The organism is Ruegeria sp. P10 (assembly GCF_056534925.1).
In genome coordinates, this window is sequence record NZ_JBQERJ010000005.1 from 39773 (window position 1) to 58073 (window position 18301).

General features: G+C 57.4%; 14 protein-coding genes. 4 read left to right on the top strand and 10 right to left on the bottom strand.

From position 1 onward, the window contains the following. Nucleotides 1-3: 3 nt before the first annotated feature. The 3 genes from ACR0FB_RS09810 to ACR0FB_RS09820 form a co-directional block, all read right to left on the bottom strand. Entirely contained in the window at nucleotides 4-2772 is a 2769-nt protein-coding gene (locus tag ACR0FB_RS09810) for an AsmA family protein (RefSeq protein ID WP_480620491.1), read from the bottom strand. 724 nt (nucleotides 2773-3496) lie between these two features. Continuing rightward, nucleotides 3497-5914 carry a DNA topoisomerase (ATP-hydrolyzing) subunit B gene (gyrB, locus tag ACR0FB_RS09815; protein ID WP_480620493.1) on the bottom strand — a complete coding sequence of 806 codons (2418 nt, stop codon included), beginning with the start codon at nucleotides 5912-5914 and terminating at the stop codon, nucleotides 3497-3499. A gap of 114 nt (nucleotides 5915-6028) precedes the next feature. After that, nucleotides 6029-6601 (bottom strand): TetR/AcrR family transcriptional regulator, encoded by a 573-nt coding sequence (locus tag ACR0FB_RS09820; RefSeq protein ID WP_480486004.1) that lies wholly within the window; start codon nucleotides 6599-6601, stop codon nucleotides 6029-6031. A gap of 100 nt (nucleotides 6602-6701) precedes the next feature. On the opposite strand from ACR0FB_RS09820, the gene ACR0FB_RS09825 reads away from it, so the two are divergent. Further along, nucleotides 6702-7268 carry a carboxymuconolactone decarboxylase family protein gene (locus ACR0FB_RS09825; protein ID WP_209834144.1) on the top strand — a complete coding sequence of 189 codons (567 nt, stop codon included), beginning with the start codon at nucleotides 6702-6704 and terminating at the stop codon, nucleotides 7266-7268. Here ACR0FB_RS09825 and recF read toward each other — a convergent pair. The 6 genes from recF to mutM form a co-directional block, all read right to left on the bottom strand. Beyond that, on the bottom strand, nucleotides 7265-8362 hold the full coding sequence (gene recF, locus ACR0FB_RS09830) for a DNA replication/repair protein RecF (RefSeq protein WP_480486006.1): 1098 nt from the start codon (nucleotides 8360-8362) through the stop codon (nucleotides 7265-7267). The two genes, ACR0FB_RS09825 and recF, sit on opposite strands and share 4 nt — an antisense overlap. Before the next feature lie 59 nt (nucleotides 8363-8421). Then, nucleotides 8422-9543 (bottom strand): DNA polymerase III subunit beta, encoded by a 1122-nt coding sequence (gene dnaN, locus ACR0FB_RS09835; protein ID WP_171617360.1) that lies wholly within the window; start codon nucleotides 9541-9543, stop codon nucleotides 8422-8424. A 225-nt stretch (nucleotides 9544-9768) separates the two neighbouring features. Continuing rightward, nucleotides 9769-11154, bottom strand: a complete 1386-nt coding sequence (gene dnaA / locus ACR0FB_RS09840) for a chromosomal replication initiator protein DnaA (protein ID WP_480620495.1) — start codon at nucleotides 11152-11154, stop codon at nucleotides 9769-9771. A gap of 556 nt (nucleotides 11155-11710) precedes the next feature. Beyond that, nucleotides 11711-11974, bottom strand: coding sequence for a 30S ribosomal protein S20 (gene rpsT / locus ACR0FB_RS09845; RefSeq protein WP_170345656.1), 264 nt, complete (start codon nucleotides 11972-11974; stop codon nucleotides 11711-11713). A 221-nt stretch (nucleotides 11975-12195) separates the two neighbouring features. Then, nucleotides 12196-12972, bottom strand: a complete 777-nt coding sequence (locus ACR0FB_RS09850) for an enoyl-CoA hydratase (RefSeq protein WP_117870917.1) — start codon at nucleotides 12970-12972, stop codon at nucleotides 12196-12198. A gap of 66 nt (nucleotides 12973-13038) precedes the next feature. Continuing rightward, nucleotides 13039-13890 (bottom strand): bifunctional DNA-formamidopyrimidine glycosylase/DNA-(apurinic or apyrimidinic site) lyase, encoded by an 852-nt coding sequence (gene mutM / locus ACR0FB_RS09855; protein WP_171724137.1) that lies wholly within the window; start codon nucleotides 13888-13890, stop codon nucleotides 13039-13041. An 86-nt stretch (nucleotides 13891-13976) separates the two neighbouring features. Between mutM and ubiE the strand changes: the two genes are divergently transcribed. Together ubiE and ubiB are read left to right on the top strand one after the other, a co-directional pair. Next, nucleotides 13977-14729 (top strand): bifunctional demethylmenaquinone methyltransferase/2-methoxy-6-polyprenyl-1,4-benzoquinol methylase UbiE, encoded by a 753-nt coding sequence (ubiE, locus tag ACR0FB_RS09860; RefSeq protein WP_171724136.1) that lies wholly within the window; start codon nucleotides 13977-13979, stop codon nucleotides 14727-14729. Between the two features lie 3 nt (nucleotides 14730-14732). After that, nucleotides 14733-16262: a 2-polyprenylphenol 6-hydroxylase gene (gene ubiB / locus ACR0FB_RS09865; RefSeq protein WP_152459789.1), complete on the top strand. Its 1530-nt coding sequence runs from the start codon at nucleotides 14733-14735 to the stop codon at nucleotides 16260-16262. Between the two features lie 95 nt (nucleotides 16263-16357). On the opposite strand, the gene ACR0FB_RS09870 is transcribed toward ubiB, so the two are convergent. Continuing rightward, nucleotides 16358-17533 (bottom strand): acetyl-CoA C-acyltransferase family protein, encoded by a 1176-nt coding sequence (locus tag ACR0FB_RS09870; RefSeq protein ID WP_480620497.1) that lies wholly within the window; start codon nucleotides 17531-17533, stop codon nucleotides 16358-16360. Between the two features lie 116 nt (nucleotides 17534-17649). On the opposite strand from ACR0FB_RS09870, the gene ACR0FB_RS09875 reads away from it, so the two are divergent. Further along, on the top strand, nucleotides 17650-18213 hold the full coding sequence (locus ACR0FB_RS09875; protein WP_480620499.1) for a helix-turn-helix domain-containing protein: 564 nt from the start codon (nucleotides 17650-17652) through the stop codon (nucleotides 18211-18213). Nucleotides 18214-18301 lie beyond the last annotated feature (88 nt).

Here is an 18301-nt window from a genome sequence, read left to right on the forward strand (position 1 = left end):
CGATTACTGCAATTGGTTGATGTCTGGCACGCAAGGTTGCCTGTTTACTGGCATTGCATCAGCGCCCTCTGGAGCCTTGTTCCTAGACCCACCCACGTCCAGCTTGAACTTCGGTGATGAAAGCTGACCTGTCACATCAAACGGCCAAGCGCTGCGGGAAAGGGGTTTGCCCACGCGCCGTGGCTCCGCTCGTATTGCAATCGTATCGTTCAGCCAGTCCACTTGTCCCCTGGCCACCAACTGAACAGATGCTGTTTCAATGACGATGGAGTTTGAACTGACCCGCCCGGCCTGAATATCAACCGGAGCAACCACGCAAGTGATGTCGGTGTAGCCTTGTCTGAACTCTTCTGAAAACAGCCAAGGGAAAATACCTAGCCCGGCCAACTCAAGAAGACTGGTACTAATGTAACCTTGCGACATCGACAAAGACGCTTTGCCGCGCATGGAGTTGATGAAGGCCTTGCCCGAGGCGGTACTACCCGAAACGTTGAATTCACCACTCAAACGCCCGTAGGCATCAATTCCAATCCCTAACTCATCAAGGATCTCACCGAACTCCCACCCTGAGGTCGACCCCGACAATGAAAGCCAATCAGGTGAGTCAATCAGATCCATGACCGCCCGCAGGCTGAAGGTTCCGCCGCCATAAGCCATCTGAAGAGGTCCGAAATCCACGGTTCCGTCTTTTGCAGACAATTGGCTGGAAACAGATGTTACGCCTTGCTGGCCTACAATCTCTTTGAATTCGATCTGTACCTCGACGTCAGCTTCTCGCAGCACGCGTTGCACATCCAGAAGATCGGCAGGCTTCCCTTTTTCCTTTGGCAACACCAAGGGCTGGACGTTTGTCTCCTTCGACAAAACCAAAGGCTGAACTTCGGCTTCAGGTTCTTTTGGGGTTTCCCCTACCAGGCTTTTGAATTGGTCCAGCACGGCAGTCAGGTTTTTCAGGTCGTTGAGATCGAGCCTCTCGCTGGTAACGTTGCCGCGAACAACAGAAGAGCCATCCGGAAATTTTGCATCGAAAGCCGCTAGAAGCTGCGAGGAGCCAGCTTCGAACTCGATTGCAGCATTAAAGTCCTCGCCCTGCTTTGAGGTTTCAGCATCAATGCCGAGTGCGCCAATTTCGATAGGTTGCAGGTTGAGCGCGTTCAGAAATTGAGCACCATCGCCCACATCCAGGTTCACGTCGAAATCAAGCCCGGCCAGCCCTTTGAGCTCATTGACCGACAACGCAAGGTCGAGCGCCCAAAGATCGGTGTCATAGCTGGTCGCGTTGAACCTATTTAGTGATACCGGGCCTCCCGCATTGGATATGCTGAAGTCCGCCTTAATACCGCCAAACTGGTCGACAAAACCTTCGTCGAGATCGGGCAAAATCAACTTGGCAGGCCCATTCAGCATGCCATCGAAGCTCACGTCCTGAAGCTGAAGCAGGTCGAGTATTTCGCCTTGGGCTTTTAGCACCGGCTCCTCAATTGGGCCGGCTTGCAAGGTAATGCCCAACATCGCGAGGCGGCTATCCGGCATGCGGCGAATGCTCTCAATAGAGGCTGGGCCGATCACGTCCAACCCTTGGTCAAAGGCGTTGGTTTCGAACAGTAGCTTCTCGAATTCGAAGGAGGCGAGGGATCCAACCATATGCATTTCAAAGCCAGTGAACTTCAGATCTTGGATACTCTTTGCTGCTTGAGGCGGCTGCCCCTCTGGGTGAAGGCGCGCATTGAAAAGCAGATCGACGCCTTTAGCTGTATAGAGGTCATCTATCGAACCTTCAGCTTCGAGTTTTTGCCCATCTTCAAGGCTTACGGTTGTAGTAAATGCTTCGATCTTTAGGGCGTCCTGAGACACAAGCTCAGCTTGCAACTGGCCATTACCTTCCAGAACGCGTTCCAATCCCATGACATCGAGAAAGTCACCGAATTCGCCAGTATCCATCTCCAGGACAGCCCGGTAACCGCCACCTTCGTCTTCCGCGAATGGCTCGCCATCGTAGCGGACAGTCATTTCTCCAAAGTTGGCTCTCGTCGTAAACGGCGCGTCATGGGGATAGTCGCCCTTGATTTCAAAACCTTGACCGTTGACCGAGCCGGAACCAGAGACCTTTGTTCTTTTTCCGTTATCTACTTGTTCAAGCGCAAGCGACTGAAGGTCAAACACAAATGAGAAGCCCGAGACCTTGTCGTCGATGTTTAACCCGATTGATGTGAAATTGACGTTCTTGTCGCTGAGAAAAGTAAGAATCCCACTGTTTTCTTTGCCACCAACTTCGGACGTTTCGAGTTCGGCCTCAGCATCCTGATTGTCCTCTGCAAGCGATCCGTTGGTTTGAGGCGTTGGCATTGGTCGGCTTTTTCGCCAGCTTGTTGTCCCATCCGTGGCTGTAAGAAAGTTAGCCTGAAGACCGTCCACCAAAAGGTTGTCAAAGTGCAGACGTCCGTTGGCCAAGGCGGCAACGTCCAGTTCCAGTTCAAGCAGTTTCAATTCTGCAAGAGAGGTCTCTGGCAGTGTCTCGCTCGGGATGACCACGCCGCCGACATAGATGTGGGTAATGCGACCTAGTGCGACGCTAACATCGTCGTTGACCAGAAGCGGCTGCCCAATTTGTTCCGAAAGAGCCTTTTCCACAAGGTTGCGTCGCATATCTGAGAACAACGGCGCAGCAAGTAGCAACCAAACAAAAGCGATTGCTGCAAAAGCGAGTAGCGCAACGAGTCCAATTATCCTAAACAGCCAAGTTCTCATTTGCTTCCCTGTGATCGCTTTCATAATTCAGTTTAACCGCAAATCGGGAATCTCCAATCTTTCTGGCAACTAAGGATATAGTGATTGCTATGTCGCGTTGGTTGCGTCCGTAGGATTGCATCCTATTTTCTGAGTTTTGGTGGCCTCTCGCCCAGGTCAGCTCGTTCACAAAGAAAGTCCATGGGTTTGTGCTGTGCTATCGGGAGTGTCCACACTCGCGCCTAGATTTTCCGCCCTTTGATCACACAAACGGGCTGAACGCGTCTGGCAATTTCATCAGCTCTGCCGCGACTTTGTTCCCGATTGCGCAGTGCGGTGTTTTTTCGTTGCTGGCGTTCAGTCGTCCTGACAGATGGAGATAGACTTATAGTGCATAGTGCCGTGGAGGCAGAAAATTCAGGCACTAGTATTTGCGCATGCAACGAACGGCAACTTCGAATCGCCCCAGTGCGGCATCAAAGTAGACTTCATAAAACTTGAAAAGGGCCGTCCGCGAAACTTTGCAAAGTCTGCTTTCTGCGCGTCGCAGACGTTCGCGAGAATCCAAGCAAAAAGGCCGCATGGAACCCAAGGTTCCTTAGGAAGGCCCTTTGCGTGATCGAGCAACGCAAAGGACCATAACCGCAACGACTAAGCCAAAAACTGATTGAATTCATCGCTAAGGCAGACAATCGCGCAGCGCAAAACTATGGGCAAACTATGCAAACTTATGGGGTATCCGCAGTGCTATGGGGCTCCCTACACATGATCAGAAATCCAGATTCTCAACACTCAAGGCGTTTTTCTGGATGAACTCCCGACGAGGTTCCACGACGTCACCCATCAACTTGGTGAACAGATCATCCGCCTCGACCATGTCATCCACGCGCACTTGCAGCAGCGTCCGCGCATCCGGGTCCAGTGTCGTTTCCCACAGCTGGTCAGGGTTCATCTCACCCAAGCCTTTATAGCGCTGCAAGGACAAGCCCTTTTCACCCTCTTCCAGAATGGCGCGCAACAAGTCCAGCGGACCGTGGATCATCTGGCTGCGATCACGGCGGTTCAAAGTGGCCGGAGAGTTGTAGATCTCTTGCAGGCTCTGCGTAAAGCTGCCGGTCTTGCGCGCCTCGCCCGAGCGCAGCATCGGGCCGTCCAGCGTGCGAACCTCTTCGACACCGCGCAGGATACGGGCCAGCCGGATGCCGTGATCCTGTGTGATACGACCCTGCCAACCGCGTTCGTACTCCAACGCGATCAGATCCAGCCGTGCGGCGACTTTGTCAGCCACACCTTGCAGGTCAGCATCAACAGCGCCAGGCACAAAGGCTCCTGCAACGGCGGACTGTTCCAGAATATGACGCGGGTAATGCGTTGGAAACGCATCCAGCACACGTTTAAGCTGACGCGCCTCATCCACCACGCGGGTCAGGTCCTGGCCGATGATTTCCTCACCCGAGCCGAGTTTCAGAACCGCGCCTTCGACGCCCTGATTGATCAGATAGTCATCCAGAGCGGCCTGATCCTTCAGGTAAACCTCTGACTTTCCGCGGGAAACCTTGTACAGCGGCGGTTGCGCGATATAGAGGTACCCGCCCTCGATCAGCTCAGGCATCTGCCGATAGAAGAAGGTCAGCAACAGGGTCCGGATATGCGCGCCGTCCACATCCGCATCGGTCATGATGACGATCTTGTGGTAGCGCAGCTTTTCGATGTTGAACTCATCGCGGCCAATGCCCGTACCCAGCGCCATGACGAGGTTGCCAATTTCCTGAGACGATAGCATCCGGTCGAACCGGGCGCGTTCGACGTTCAGGATTTTCCCCCGCAGGGGCAGAACCGCCTGCGTCAGACGGTCCCGGCCGGTCTGGGCGGAACCACCAGCCGAGTCACCCTCGACCAGGAAGACTTCGGTTTTCGATGGATCCTTCTCGGAACAATCCTTCAGCTTGCCCGCCAGATAGTTCACATCCATCGCCGTCTTGCGTCGGGTCAGCTCGCGTGCCTTACGCGCAGCTTCCCGGGCCAACGCAGCCTCGATGATCTTGCCGACGATATTCTTGGCCTCGTTGGGGTTTTCTTCGAACCACTCGGCCAGTTTTTCGTTCATCAGACCTTCGACAGCCGGGCGGACCTCGGAGGAAACCAGCTTGTCCTTGGTCTGGGACGAGAATTTCGGGTCGGGCACTTTCACCGACAATACGCAGGTCAAACCTTCGCGCGCATCATCGCCGGTGAAGCTGACCTTTTCCTTTTTCGCGATCCCGCTGGACTGCGCATAGTTGTTGATCGTCCGGGTCAAAGCCCCCCGGAACCCAGCCACATGGGTCCCGCCGTCGCGCTGCGGAATGTTGTTGGTGAATGGCAGTACCGTTTCGTGGTAGCTGTCATTCCACCACATGGCGATCTCGACACCGATATCGTCGCGCTCACCCTTGATATAGATCGGCTCGGGCATGGCCGGCGTTTTGGATCGGTCGAGGTATTTGACGAACTCCTTTACGCCGCCTTCGTAGAACAGCTCGGTCTCCAGCCGCTCGGCAGGGCGTTCGTCGATCAGGATGATCCGCACGCCCGAGTTCAGGAATGCCAGTTCGCGCAGCCGTTTTTCCAACGTCTCGAACGAGTATTCGAGATTCGAGAACGTGTCGGTCGACGCCAGAAACCGCACTTCGGTTCCCGTACGATCGCCGCATTCGCCGACAACCTTCAGATGCTCTGCTGTTTCACCGCCCTCAAATCGCGCCACGTGCTCTTTGCCCGCGCGCCAAATGCGCAGCTCCAGCCAGTCCGACAGGGCGTTTACTACCGAAACACCCACGCCATGCAGTCCGCCCGACACCTTGTAAGAGTTGCTGTCGAACTTGCCGCCCGCGTGCAGCTGGGTCATGATGACCTCTGCCGCTGAAACGCCTTCTTCCGGGTGGATATCAACCGGAATTCCGCGGCCGTTGTCGCTGACCGAAACGCTGGAATCCGCGTGAATTTTCACAGTCACATGGTCGGCGTGACCCGCCAGCGCTTCGTCAATTCCGTTGTCGACAACCTCATACACCATGTGGTGCAGGCCCGATCCATCATCCGTGTCCCCGATATACATCCCGGGGCGTTTGCGAACGGCCTCTAAACCCTTGAGAACTTTGATGGAATCTGCGCCGTATTCTTGAGGAGCCTGTGCGTCTTCGGACATTCAGTCAGTACCTATATTATTTTGGTACCTTATACGTTTTCTGGTGGGGATTGTCACGCGATCCCCCAATATTTTGTGTGTGCTCAAGTCGTTTTCTGCCCATCTGAATCCACCTCATAACCGGTCGATGTCAGAAGCGATATCCGTCGCGATTTCCAGCGCATCGACATCCTTGCGTTCGGCCGATAACCGAAGCCCCAGAATGTCCGACTGATACCGGGCCGCCAGCCGATCCGGGTCATGTTCAGGCCGGATTTCACCGACGGCCTGGGCGCTGCGGAACAGGTCGGCGAAACACGCCTTCATTTCCGCCATGTGACGCGCGGCCTGATCCGCAAGCGCATGATCCTTCGCCTGCAACTCGGCATATGTCTTTGCCAGCATGCAGGCCTTTGCCGGGTTCTCGACCGCTTCGATGACCAGACGTGGTTGCGCCTTAAGCGCCTCCTTCGGCCCCAGTCTTTCAGCAAGGGCTTTCAGGCGCGCCACACCTTCTTGCGTGTAGCTTTCCAGCGTCAACGCATAGAGCGCGTCCTTCGACCCGAAAGCCGCGTAGAAACTGCCGGGTTTCAGCTTCAATTCCCGTTCAAGGTCCTTCAGCGACGTACCAGCCCAACCCTGACGCCAAAAGATGTCACGGGCCTTCTCGATCAACGCGTCGCGATCATATGCGGGTTTGCGGGGCATCGGCATCACCAATTCTTGAACGTTCGCTCAAATATATACTTGAGTGATCACTCAAGAAACCCTAAATACCACCCATCGCGCCAGAAACAGGAGTTCCGACATGGCCACTTTCCCGTCTCATGACATAGAATCCGCACCCGAAGCATCCAAACCACTGTTGGAAAAGTCCCAGGCCGCTTTTGGCCGTTTGCCGGGCCTGCACAAGGTGATGGCAGAAAGCCCACAGCACCTTGAAGGCTATCAAGTTCTGCACAGCCTGTTCTTGCAGACCGATTTTGACAACGATGAGAAAACCGTCGTCTGGCAGACCATCAATGTGGAAAACGAATGCCATTACTGCGTGCCCGCGCACACCGGCATCGCAAAGATGATGAAGGTATCAGACGAAATCTCCCAGGCTCTGCGCAATGAAACCCCACTGCCTTCGCCCAAACTCGAAGCGCTGCGCAGCTTCACCCTGCAAGTGATGGAAACCCGTGGCAACCCGACCGAGGAACAGCTTCAGGCGTTCTTCGACGCGGGCTATTCCCATCGTGCGGTTCTGGACGTGGTGCTGGGCCTTGCACAAAAAACCATGTCAAACTACGTCAACCACATGGCTAAAACACCGGTCGATGAAGTCATGCGCGGTTTCCTGTGGGAGCGCAAAGTCAACGAACCGGCCTAAGCCGCCACGACCGACCCCTCATCGCCTTCGGTCACGATCAGCGTCTGGGCCCGGTCACTCAACTCCTCAAACAGTTCAGGCCCGGTGCCCGTCATCCAGGCCTGAGCACCCAACGCACAAATCTCGTCATAAAGTGAAGCGCGCCGACCCGCGTCCAGATGAGCGGCCACCTCATCCAGCAAAACGATCGGTGGCGCACCTACCATTGCAGCCAAAGCTCGGGCATTGGACAGGATCAATGAAACCAGCAGCGCCTTCTGCTCACCGGTCGAACAATCCTTGGCGGGAACACCCTTGGCAGCAAAGACGCCATACAAGTCTGACCGATGCGGCCCAACCAAAGTCCGACCCGCAGCCAAGTCCCTGAACCGGCTTTCATTCAAAGCCTCGCGCAGATCCTCTGCCGTTTCGGGCATCGCGCCTTCGGTTTGCACCAATTCCAACTCGGCAGACGGAAAAGCCGTTTCCGCCTGATCCTGCGCCACCCTCAGATGGCTTAACGCCGCCAATCGCGCTGTGTGGATACGATGCCCCATCTCGGCCAACTGACCCTCAAGCGCAGCATACCAATGCGCGTCCCGAACCTGCTCTTTCAGCAAACGGTTCCGTTCGCGCATCGCTTTTTCGTAAGCCAGCGAGGCCTCTGCATGAGACGGATCAAAACTGAGCGCAATGCGATCAAGAAATCGGCGCCGGCCTTCGGCCCCTTCAATCCACAGGCGGTCCATGGATGGAACCAGCCAGACCACCCGCGCAAGTTTACCCAGATCAATCTGGGTGGCGGATTTTCCATCAATCCTCACCTGCCGTGCTGAACCCCCCTCAGACCAGGTTTCGATTTCGAAATTCTGACCCTGCGATTGCAACAGTCCCGACAGTTTCCAGCCCAACGCCTCGGGCCGCCGCGTCATCTCGGCCGCGCTTGCCCGCCGCATTCCGCGACCGGGTGAAAACAAGGATACCGCTTCCAGAATATTGGTCTTGCCCGCCCCGTTCGACCCGTGAATAGCCACCGGCCGCCCGTCCAGAGACAACCGCGCCAGCTTGTGAGACCGAAAATGCGAGACCGTAAGCTCGGTCAGGGCCAATCCCATGACCCCTCCCTTCATTTTTTCAAAAATACTCCCGCCGGAGGCATCGCACGTCCGCGCGATCAGACGCGCATTGGCATGACGACGTAAACCGCACTCTGATCATTGCCTTCGCGCATCAGGGTCGGGTCGCCAGCTGAATTGAACATGAACACCGCATTCTCTCGATCCACCTGAGACGCGATCTCCAGCAGATATTTGGCATTGAACCCGATCTCCAGACGCTCATCACCATAGGCGACCGCCAGTTCTTCCTCGGCCGCGCCACTGTCTGGTGCGTTCACCGACAGGACCAGCTTGTCGCCATCCAGTTGCAGCTTCACCGCACGCGAACGCTCGGAAGACACCGTTGCCACCCGGTCCACAGCCTGTGCGAACTCGGCAGCATCCACTTCCAGCTTGCGCGTATTTCCTTGCGGGATAACGCGCGTGTAGTCGGGAAAGGTTCCGTCGATGACCTTCGAGGTCAGCGTGATATCCGGCGTGGCGAAACGCACCTTGGTTTCGCTGACCGAAACCGCGATATCCATTTCATCATCGTCCAGCAGCTTGCGCAGTTCGCCTACGGTTTTACGCGGGACGATAACGCCCGGCATACCCTCTGCACCATCCGGCAAATCGGCATCGATCCGAGCAAGCCGGTGGCCGTCGGTGGCCACGCAGCGCAGCACCTTGCCGCCATCGGATCCGTCGGCCACATGCATATAGACACCGTTCAGATAATACCGGGTCTCTTCTGTTGAGATTGCGAATTTCGACTTGTCGAACAACCGTCGCAGCAGGGCAGCCGAAGCCGTGAAATTTGATTGATACTCCGACGACGCCATGACCGGGAAATCCTCTTTCGGCAGCGTCGCCAGCGAGAAATTCGACCGACCCGCCTCAACCGTCAGACGCCCTGCCGCGCTGTCCGCGGTCAGCGTGACCAACGCTCCGTCGGGCAGTTTGCGCACGATCTCGTGCAAGGTGGTCGCGGCCACGGTGGTGGCACCGGCTTTCTCGACCTGCGCCGGGGCTTTGTCGACCACTTCGATATCCAGATCGGTCGCGCGAAACAGCGCCTGATCGCCTTCCGCCTCAATCAGGACATTCGCAAGTATGGGAATGGTATTGCGGCGTTCCACTACGGATTGGGCCTGCGAAACGGCCTTGAGAAGGGTGCCGCGTTCGATGCTGATCTTCATACCCTCAATTCCTCTGACTTGCGTACCGACATGGGCGGGACTGGCACGTTAGCGGTTCCACCCTGAGGCACAAGGATTTTTTACGGATTTCTGGGTTGGATTGCGTCCAGCGTCAAGGGCAGCGTGCCTGACAGGCACCAGTTCTGATCCAACCGTGGACTAATGCGCACAAGAAACGCCCCGGACCCAAGGAACCGGGGCGGTTGCCTGCATTAAAGGCGCGGATCAGGCTTCAAGCGACCGGCGCAGCATTTCGACGTCTTCAGCGATCTGACCGTCGGTCAGCTTCAACTCTTCAATGCGCTTGACGCCATGCATGACCGTCGTGTGATCGCGCCCGCCAAAACGGCGGCCAATCTCGGGCAGCGACCGGCTGGTCAACTGCTTGCACAGATACATCGCCACCTGACGCGGACGCGCGTAAGAGCGCAGGCGCTTCGGGCCGATGATGTCAGAAAGCCGGATGTTGTAATACTCGGACACCTTCCGCTGGATCTCTTCAACGGTGATTTTGCGTTCCGAGGCGCGCAGCACATCCGCCAGACAATCCTGCGTCAGTTCCATGTCGATCTCGCGGCCAACCAGCGAGGCAAAAGCGAACAGACGGGTCAGGGCACCTTCCAGCACCCGAACATTGGTCGAGATGCGATGCGCCAGGAATTCCAGAACGCCATCGGCAATCGCCAGGTCCGGATAGGATGAGCTGTATTGCTGCACCTTGTTCTGCAAAATGCCCAGACGCAGTTCATAATCGGTCGGGTGCAGATCAACCACCAGACCACATTGCAGGCGGGATTTCACCCGGTCTTCCAGATCCTTGATCTCACCCGGGGCGCGGTCGGCCGAGATGATGATCTGTCTATTCTGATCCACCAGCGCGTTGAACGTGTGGAAAAACTCTTCCTGAGTGGAATCCTTGCCGGCGATGAACTGCACGTCGTCAACCATCAAAACGTCAACCGAACGGAACAGGTGTTTGAAATCCATCATCCGACGCTCGCGCAGGGCCTGCACGAACCGGTACATGAACTGTTCCGCTGACAGGTACAGAACGTTGAGTTCCGGATGTTTGGTTTTCAGCTCCCATGCAATGGCGTGCATCAAGTGGGTCTTACCCAGCCCCACGCCGCCGTACAGAACCAGCGGATTGAAGGTCACCGGCCCACCCTCGGATACTCGGCGCGCGGCCGCATGGGCCAGTTCATTGGGCTTGCCGACGACAAAACTGTCAAAGGTAAAGCGGGAATCCAACGGGGCAGCCTGAAGCGATTCCAATGTATCCTGCGCCGGGTCCTCGCTCGGCGCGGCGACAGGTTCAGGCTTTGCCAACGGTGGCGTATCGACAGCTGGCTTAGGCCGTGCAGGCGAGTTTGCAGCGACGCGGAAATCCAGACGCTGCACAGTTTCACCTGCGGTGTTCAGCTCGTATAAAATGAGGTCGGCAAAATTCTGGCTGACGTAATTGCCCATGAAATTGGTCGGCACCGAGAAAACCGCCACGCCGTCCTGAAGCTCCTTGAATTCCAAAGGCTCGATCCAGGTCGTATAATTGTTCCGACCGATGGCCTTCAGCAACTTGTTACGCAGTAGTCCCCATTTTTCTTGTGTCATTAAGCGCCTCACGCATCCCATTCTTATTGGCCTGTCAGCCTTATTCATACGAAGCCGGTTTCCCGGTGTTGTATTCACACGCAATAGGTATCCAATCGCCAAACCAGTCGGCTTGGCGGGACCATCCCGATGAGCTCGGCAACCCCCAATTCTGACGCTCAGCAATAACGGAACGTCCCGAAAATCGGGTTGCACGTCGCAAACTCAATTTTTAGACAGGGCCAAGATCACCGGATTTATTCCGGCTTCCATGGCAGATCGGCAGCCTGGCTCAAGCCAGTCGTCGACAATTGTCCCCAGATCGCTCTGATGCCCGTCAGTTCGATCGGGAAAACAGCCTGTCCCCCCAAGCGAGTGAATCGCTGACATCAGTCGTAGCAATTCCGAGAGGGGCGCGGCAACGAAACTCTGATATTGACTCGGGTCTTTGGGCGAAAGAATCTCTCGGTTTTGTGAAGGCGCGGTTTTCTGGCAACACGACAAAAGGCGCCGTGATGCACGACGCCTTTTCAGAATGGTTCAGCCTTTCTGACGTGACCTTGGGTCACCCAAAAGCTTAGCCCAGTGCTTTGACGCGCGCGGACAGGCGCGACATTTTGCGGGCGGCGGTGTTCTTGTGGAAGACACCCTTGGTAACGCCGCGCATTAGCTCGGGCTGAGCCGCACGCAGAGCAGCAGTCGCCGCGTCCTTGTCGCCGGATGCGATCGCTTCTTCGACTTTACGCAGATAGGTGCGGATGCGCGAACGACGCGCTTTGTTGATTGCAAAGCGCTTTTCGTTCTGACGCGCGCGTTTTTTTGCCTGAGGCGAGTTTGCCATGTGAATCTGACCTTCGTTCGGTACGTTAATCTTGGGTTGCGCGCCACGGACATATCCGCACCGGATCAGAAATCACGAGTATGAGTCGGGCCAAGCGGGCCGCACGCGCATGTATAACGGGGGTCTTTAGCCAAGTTCAAAGGGATTGCCAAGTTGATTCTTGGAACCATGGCCAAGAATATGGGGCGGGCTTAAAACACCCGCCTCAGAGGTCCCGCGCTTTACTTGTCGCGGAATTGCGCCGTGCGCTTTTCCAGGAACGCGGCCATGCCTTCCTTCTGATCTTCGGTCGCGAACATCGAATGGAAGACACGACGCTCGAACAACATACCTTCACTCAGCGGAAGCTCGTAGCTGCGGTTCACCGCTTCTTTCGCGGCCATTGCAGTCAATTGCGATTTCTCGGCAATCTTCTGCGCTGCGCTCACGGCCTCTTCGATCAGCTTCTTGGCCGGCACCACCCGGCTGACGAGACCCGCACGCTCGGCTTCGTCGGCATCCATGAAACGCCCGGTCAGGTTCATGTCCATCGATTTGGATTTACCCACGAACCGCGTCAGACGCTGACTTCCACCCAGACCGGCAATGACGCCCAGATTGATCTCGGGCTGGCCGAATTTCGCAGTGTCCGCCGCGATGATGAAATCGCACAGCATGGCAAGTTCACAGCCACCGCCCAGCGCATAGCCCGCAACGGCCGCGATGATCGGCTTGCGAATCGCGGTCACACGATCATTCGCATCGGCAAAAAGGTTGATGTTGTAGACGTCGACAAAACTCATCTCGGACATTTCCTTGATGTCCGCGCCGGCGGCGAAGGCCTTGTCCGATCCGGTTATCACGATGCAGCGCACCTTGTCGTTGCTGTCCGCATCTTCCAGTGCAGTGCAGAGCTCACCCAGCAACTGGGTGTTCAACGCGTTCAACGCATCCGGTCGGTTGAGTTTGATAAGTGCGACGTGGTCTTCGATTTCGACGATGATCGTCTCAAAAGCCATGAGGAGAAAGCTTCCGGTTGTTCCGTTCAGGTACGATTCCTTACCACGCGAAAAACTTGGATCAAGCTATCTTTGGCATTGCGCACAATAGAAGGATGAGCGACCGGACTGGGTGATTCTCTTGATCGGCGCTCCGCACCCTTCGGTCCGGCAGGCCTCGCCCTCGCGGCCATAGACATCAAACTTGTGCTGAAAATATCCAAGTTCTCCATCGGCTTGGCGGAAATCCCGCAGCGAAGACCCACCGGCTTCGATGGCGTCCTGCAACACCTGCCGGATGATCGGAACAAGCGCCGCAACGCGGGGCGCGGAAATCTGTCCGGCTTTGCGACGTGGCGACACTCGGCCGCGATAAAGAGCTTCGCAAACATAGATATTGCCCAGACCGGCAACGATTCCCTGATCCAGCAGGGCGGATTTGACAGGGGTGTTCTTGCCTTTGAACGCCTTGATCAGATGTTGGTCGTGAAAATCGTTGCCCAAGGGTTCAGGCCCCAGAACCGACAGCAGCTTGTGATCTTCGGCGTTGGCCGTTTGCAACAGGTCCATCGCGCCAAACCGGCGGGGATCGTTGAAGGTGATGCGCGCGCCGTTGGCCATATGAAAGACCACATGGTCATGTTTTTGCACGGCGGGATGGTCATGGACGAATTGCCCCAACGGGTCACCCGACACCGTCATCCGCCCCGACATACCCAGGTGGATCAGCAACGTCTCACCGCTGCTGAGATCCGCCAGAATGTATTTCGACCGCCGCCGCAGCCGCTCTACCCGCTGCCCGGTCAGCCGTTCTGCCATACGTTCGGGGAACGGCCAGCGCAGATCGGGGCGGTTCACATCAGCCCGTTCGATCACGACCCCTTCCATGGCAGGACTCAGGCCGCGTCTTACTGTCTCGACCTCAGGTAATTCGGGCATTACAGGGCTCCTAATTCAAAGGGCCGCATTGTGCCCGCCTCTCTTGGCCCTATAACAGAGGCGAAAATCGACAAACGGCAAGGCAAATGTCCGACAACATCGACAAGACCACTCATTTCGGTTTCGAAACCGTCCCCGAGGCCGAAAAGGCAGGGCGCGTACAGGGCGTGTTCAACTCGGTTGCCTCGAAATATGACGTGATGAACGACGTCATGTCGATGGGCATCCACCGGGTCTGGAAGGACGCGATGATGGACTGGCTGGCGCCACGCCCCGGCCAGCGGCTGCTGGACGTGGCCGGTGGCACGGGCGACATCTCGTTCAGGTTCCTCAAGCGCGCGGGTCACGGCCACGCCACGGTCCTGGACCTGACCGAGCCGATGCTGATCGAAGGGCGCCAACGTGCCGAGGCAGATCAGATGTCGGGCAGCCTGAACTGGGTCGTGGGCGATGCCATGGCCCTGCCCTTCGAAGACAATACATTCGATGTTTACACGATCTCGTTCGGCATTCGGAACGTCACCCGCCCGCAAGAAGCTTTGAACGAGGCTTACCGCGTGCTGAAACCCGGCGGCCGTCTGATGGTGCTGGAATTCAGCCAGCTGCCCAATGAGGGGCTGCAGAAGCTCTACGACCTTTACAGCTTCAACGTCATCCCGCGCATGGGAAAACTGATCGCCAATGACTATGACAGCTATCAGTACCTAGTCGAATCGATCCGAAAATTTCCCGATCAGGAAACGTTCCTGAACATGGTTCGCACAGCAGGTTTCGAAAACGCCAAATACCGGAACCTGAGCATGGGTATCGCCGCGCTGCATTCCGGCTGGAAGATCTGACACATGCGTGGTCCCCATAACATCATCCGCCTGATCCGCACAGGCGCCACGCTCGAGCGCACAGGCGCCATGAACGTGGTACTGGATGCGTTCGAAGCCCCGCGCGCCGTACGCATCCTGGCCCACGCATTGGGCAAACCCTTTCAATGGCTTGGCTACAAAGGCGACCCCGGTATGCCACCGGCAACGCGCGCCCTGACGGCGCTTGGCCCCGCCTATATCAAATTCGGGCAAGTGCTTTCGACCCGCCCTGACGTCGTTGGAAATGAACTGGCCGAGCAACTGCGCGTTCTGCAAGACAAGCTGCCCCCTTTCTCCAAAGCCGACGCGATGGCCGAAGTCGAGAAAGAACTGGGTCAGCCGATCTCGGACATGTTCAGCGAATTCAGCGAACCGATTGCCGCAGCCTCGATTGCGCAGGTTCACAAGGCCAAGCTGACCAGCACGGGCGAGGATGTCGCAGTTAAAGTCCTGCGTCCGGGGATCGAACGCGCGTTCCGCAAAGATGTCGATGCGTTCTATTTCGCCGCCCGGATCGTCCAGCTCTTCGCCCCCGGCGCGCGCCGTCTGCGACCGGTGGAGGTGATCGAGCATTTCGACGGTGTCGTGCGCGGCGAACTGGATCTGCGTCTGGAAAGCGCGGCGGCCTCCGAATATGCCGCCAACACCAAGGACGACACCGGCTTCTGGCTGCCGCCCGTTGTGTGGTCACTGTCCGCGCGGCGCGTCATGACGCTCAGCTGGGCGGACGGGATCGCGCTGGGTGACAATGATGCTCTGGATGCCGCAGGTCACAACCGCAATGATCTGGCCGAACGTGTCCTGCGCCTGTTCCTCCTCCATGCGCTGCGCGACGGCTTTTTCCACGCCGACATGCACCAGGGCAACCTCAAGGTCGCCGCGAACGGAGACATCATTGCCTATGACTATGGCATCATGGGGCATATCGATGAATACACGCGCCGGGTCTATGCCGAAATCCTGTTTGGCTTCATCCGCCGCGACTACAAACGTGTGGCCGAGGTGCATTTCGAAGCCGGCTATGTTCCCGCCAACCAGGACGTGGACGAGTTCGCCCGCGCCCTGCGTGCCGTGGGCGAGCCGATCTTCGGCATGGATGCCACGCATATTTCCATGGGGCGGTTGCTGAGCTATCTGTTCGAAGTGACCGAACGGTTCGGGATGGAAACACGAACCGAGCTGATCCTGCTGCAACGCACCATGGTTGTCGTCGAAGGCGTTGCGCGCTCACTCGACCCTCATATGAACATCTGGGAAGTCGCCCGCCCCGTGGTCGAAGACTACATCAAACAATCCATCGGCCCTCGGGCGGCCCTGCGTGATTTTGGGAAAACCGCAATGGTGCTGGCCCGCTTCGGCCCGCGTCTGCCGGCCCTGGTCGAAAACGCACTGATTGCGCAGACACAGAAGGACGAACCGCAGACGCCCACCTTTTGGTCCTTTGCTCTGCCCGCCACGATCGGCGCCGCAGCAGGTGCGGCGCTGGTCTTGCTGATCAACGCGCTCAGCTGAACCAATCCGCCTGCTTCATCTGGCCACAAATATCCTCGGGGGGAATCGCGCCCTGGCGCGATGGGGGGCAGACAGCCCCCCGCACCCCTTCCGGGTCAGAGCCGCTCGATGGCGATGGCAATCCCCTGACCGCCCCCGATGCACATGGTGATCAACCCTTTGGATCCGCCGGTACGTTCCAGCTCGTACAGTGCTTTCAGCGTGATGATCGCACCCGTGGCCCCCACAGGATGCCCCAACGCAATCGCACCGCCGTTGGGGTTCACCTTGCTCGCGTCCAATCCAAGCTCCTGATTCACAGCCAGTGCCTGCGCGGCGAAGGCTTCATTGCTTTCGATCACGTCGAAATCTTCCGCTGACAGACCCGTCTTCGCAAACAGGTTTTGCACTGCCGGAACCGGACCGATGCCCATGACTTCCGGCCGCACGCCTGCATGCGCATAACCAATCACACGCGCCTTCGGTTTCAAACCGGCCCTTTCGGCCGCATCCGCTGTCGCCAGCACCATCGCCGCCGCGCCGTCATTGATGCCTGAGGCATTCCCGGCTGTCACACGCCCGTCCTTCTTGAACACCGGGCGCAGACCGGCCAACGCTTCGGCGGTCGTCGCCTTTGGATGCTCGTCGACTTTGAAATCGACCGTGTCCCGCTTGACCTTGACCTGTACCGGAGTGATCTGGCTGTCGAAGTAACCGGCCTCGATCGCCGCCGCCGCACGTGTCTGGCTGTCCAATGCGAACGCATCCATCTGTTCGCGGCTGATCTGATGCTCATCCGCCACGTTTTCGGCCGTCACCCCCATATGTCCGGTGCCAAAGGGACAGTTCAACGCGCCCAGCATCATGTCCAGCGCGGTGACGTCGCCCATCTTTGCGCCCCAGCGCGCCTGCGGAACGATATAGGGGCTTCGGGACATGCTCTCTGCTCCACCTGCCACCGCAAAGTCAGCATCGCCCAGCATCAGGGACTGCATGGCTGACACGATCGCCTGCGCGCCCGATCCGCACAGGCGGTTCACGTTCATGGCCGGCGTACCATTGGGAATGCCCGCCTGCATGGCGGCGACGCGCGACAGATACATGTCACGCGGTTCAGTGTTGATCACATGACCGAACACCACATGCCCGATCTGCGCCCCCTCAACCCCTGATCGCTCAAGCGCCGCTTCGGTCGCGACAGTGGCCAGATCAATCGGCGCGGTTGAAGCCAGCGCACCACCAAAGGTGCCAATTGCGGTGCGGGCACCGTCGAGAATAACGATATCGCTCATGAGCTACTCCTCCTGAATTTCGCTGCATTATGCATGCGCAGAATGGCACTGTCGCCCCAGACGTCCCGTCACGGCGGGAATTGACATTGCGTTGCGCAGCCCCCATGGATTCCGTCATGACGGAAGACACAGACGATATCCTGAACCTCCTGCCCGCCCGCCTTAAAGAGGCACGCCGGGCCAAAGGCCTGTCCCTGGAAGCGGTCGCCAATCTCAGCGGTGTGTCCCGGTCCATGGTCAGTCAGATCGAACGCGGCGAAAGCAGCCCGACGATCTCGACCTTGTGGAACCTGACACGCGCCTTGCAGGTGGATTTCGCCGGTCTCTTGGAGGGCACAAAGACCACGGACCAGATCGAGGTGCTCAGAAACTCCGAAGTGCCCAGCATCGACAATATGGGGCAGAACTGCCGAATTCGCATCCTGTCACCGCCGGAAGAGGCCGGGGGTCATGAAGTCTATGATATCGAATTTGACAAGGACGGGGCCCTGAACAGCCAACCCCACGCCCGCGGCGCCCGTGAACAGCTCACCGTGCTGGAAGGTGCGGTCAGGGTCACTTCAGGCAATGCGGTGACCGAATTGAACCAGGGGGACACGGCCCGATATGCCGCCGACATTGCGCATTCCATCTGTGCCCAAGGGCCAGCCCGGGTATTCCTGATCGTAAAAAACGCCTGACATCCGCAAAATTCCGCCTTCACGGATATTTTTCCTTCATATTGAATTTCCCCTATTTGGGAATTTCATCCGCTATGTTAGATGTGCG

What these genes read in the sequence shown, in the direction of transcription:
- recF (WP_480486006.1), bottom strand. Translation starts at nt 8,362, where the DNA reads ATGGGATTGGCCCTGACCGAGCTTACGGTCTCGCATTTTCGGTCTCAC.
- ACR0FB_RS09825 (WP_209834144.1), top strand. Translation starts at nt 6,702, where the DNA reads ATGGCCACTTTCCCGTCTCATGACATAGAATCCGCACCCGAAGCATCC.
- mutM (WP_171724137.1), bottom strand. Translation starts at nt 13,890, where the DNA reads ATGCCCGAATTACCTGAGGTCGAGACAGTAAGACGCGGCCTGAGTCCT.
- rpsT (WP_170345656.1), bottom strand. Translation starts at nt 11,974, where the DNA reads ATGGCAAACTCGCCTCAGGCAAAAAAACGCGCGCGTCAGAACGAAAAG.
- ubiE (WP_171724136.1), top strand. Translation starts at nt 13,977, where the DNA reads ATGTCCGACAACATCGACAAGACCACTCATTTCGGTTTCGAAACCGTC.
- dnaA (WP_480620495.1), bottom strand. Translation starts at nt 11,154, where the DNA reads ATGACACAAGAAAAATGGGGACTACTGCGTAACAAGTTGCTGAAGGCC.
- ACR0FB_RS09810 (WP_480620491.1), bottom strand. Translation starts at nt 2,772, where the DNA reads ATGAAAGCGATCACAGGGAAGCAAATGAGAACTTGGCTGTTTAGGATA.
- ACR0FB_RS09850 (WP_117870917.1), bottom strand. Translation starts at nt 12,972, where the DNA reads ATGGCTTTTGAGACGATCATCGTCGAAATCGAAGACCACGTCGCACTT.
- dnaN (WP_171617360.1), bottom strand. Translation starts at nt 9,543, where the DNA reads ATGAAGATCAGCATCGAACGCGGCACCCTTCTCAAGGCCGTTTCGCAG.
- ubiB (WP_152459789.1), top strand. Translation starts at nt 14,733, where the DNA reads ATGCGTGGTCCCCATAACATCATCCGCCTGATCCGCACAGGCGCCACG.
- gyrB (WP_480620493.1), bottom strand. Translation starts at nt 5,914, where the DNA reads ATGTCCGAAGACGCACAGGCTCCTCAAGAATACGGCGCAGATTCCATC.
- ACR0FB_RS09820 (WP_480486004.1), bottom strand. Translation starts at nt 6,601, where the DNA reads ATGCCCCGCAAACCCGCATATGATCGCGACGCGTTGATCGAGAAGGCC.
- ACR0FB_RS09870 (WP_480620497.1), bottom strand. Translation starts at nt 17,533, where the DNA reads ATGAGCGATATCGTTATTCTCGACGGTGCCCGCACCGCAATTGGCACC.
- ACR0FB_RS09875 (WP_480620499.1), top strand. Translation starts at nt 17,650, where the DNA reads ATGACGGAAGACACAGACGATATCCTGAACCTCCTGCCCGCCCGCCTT.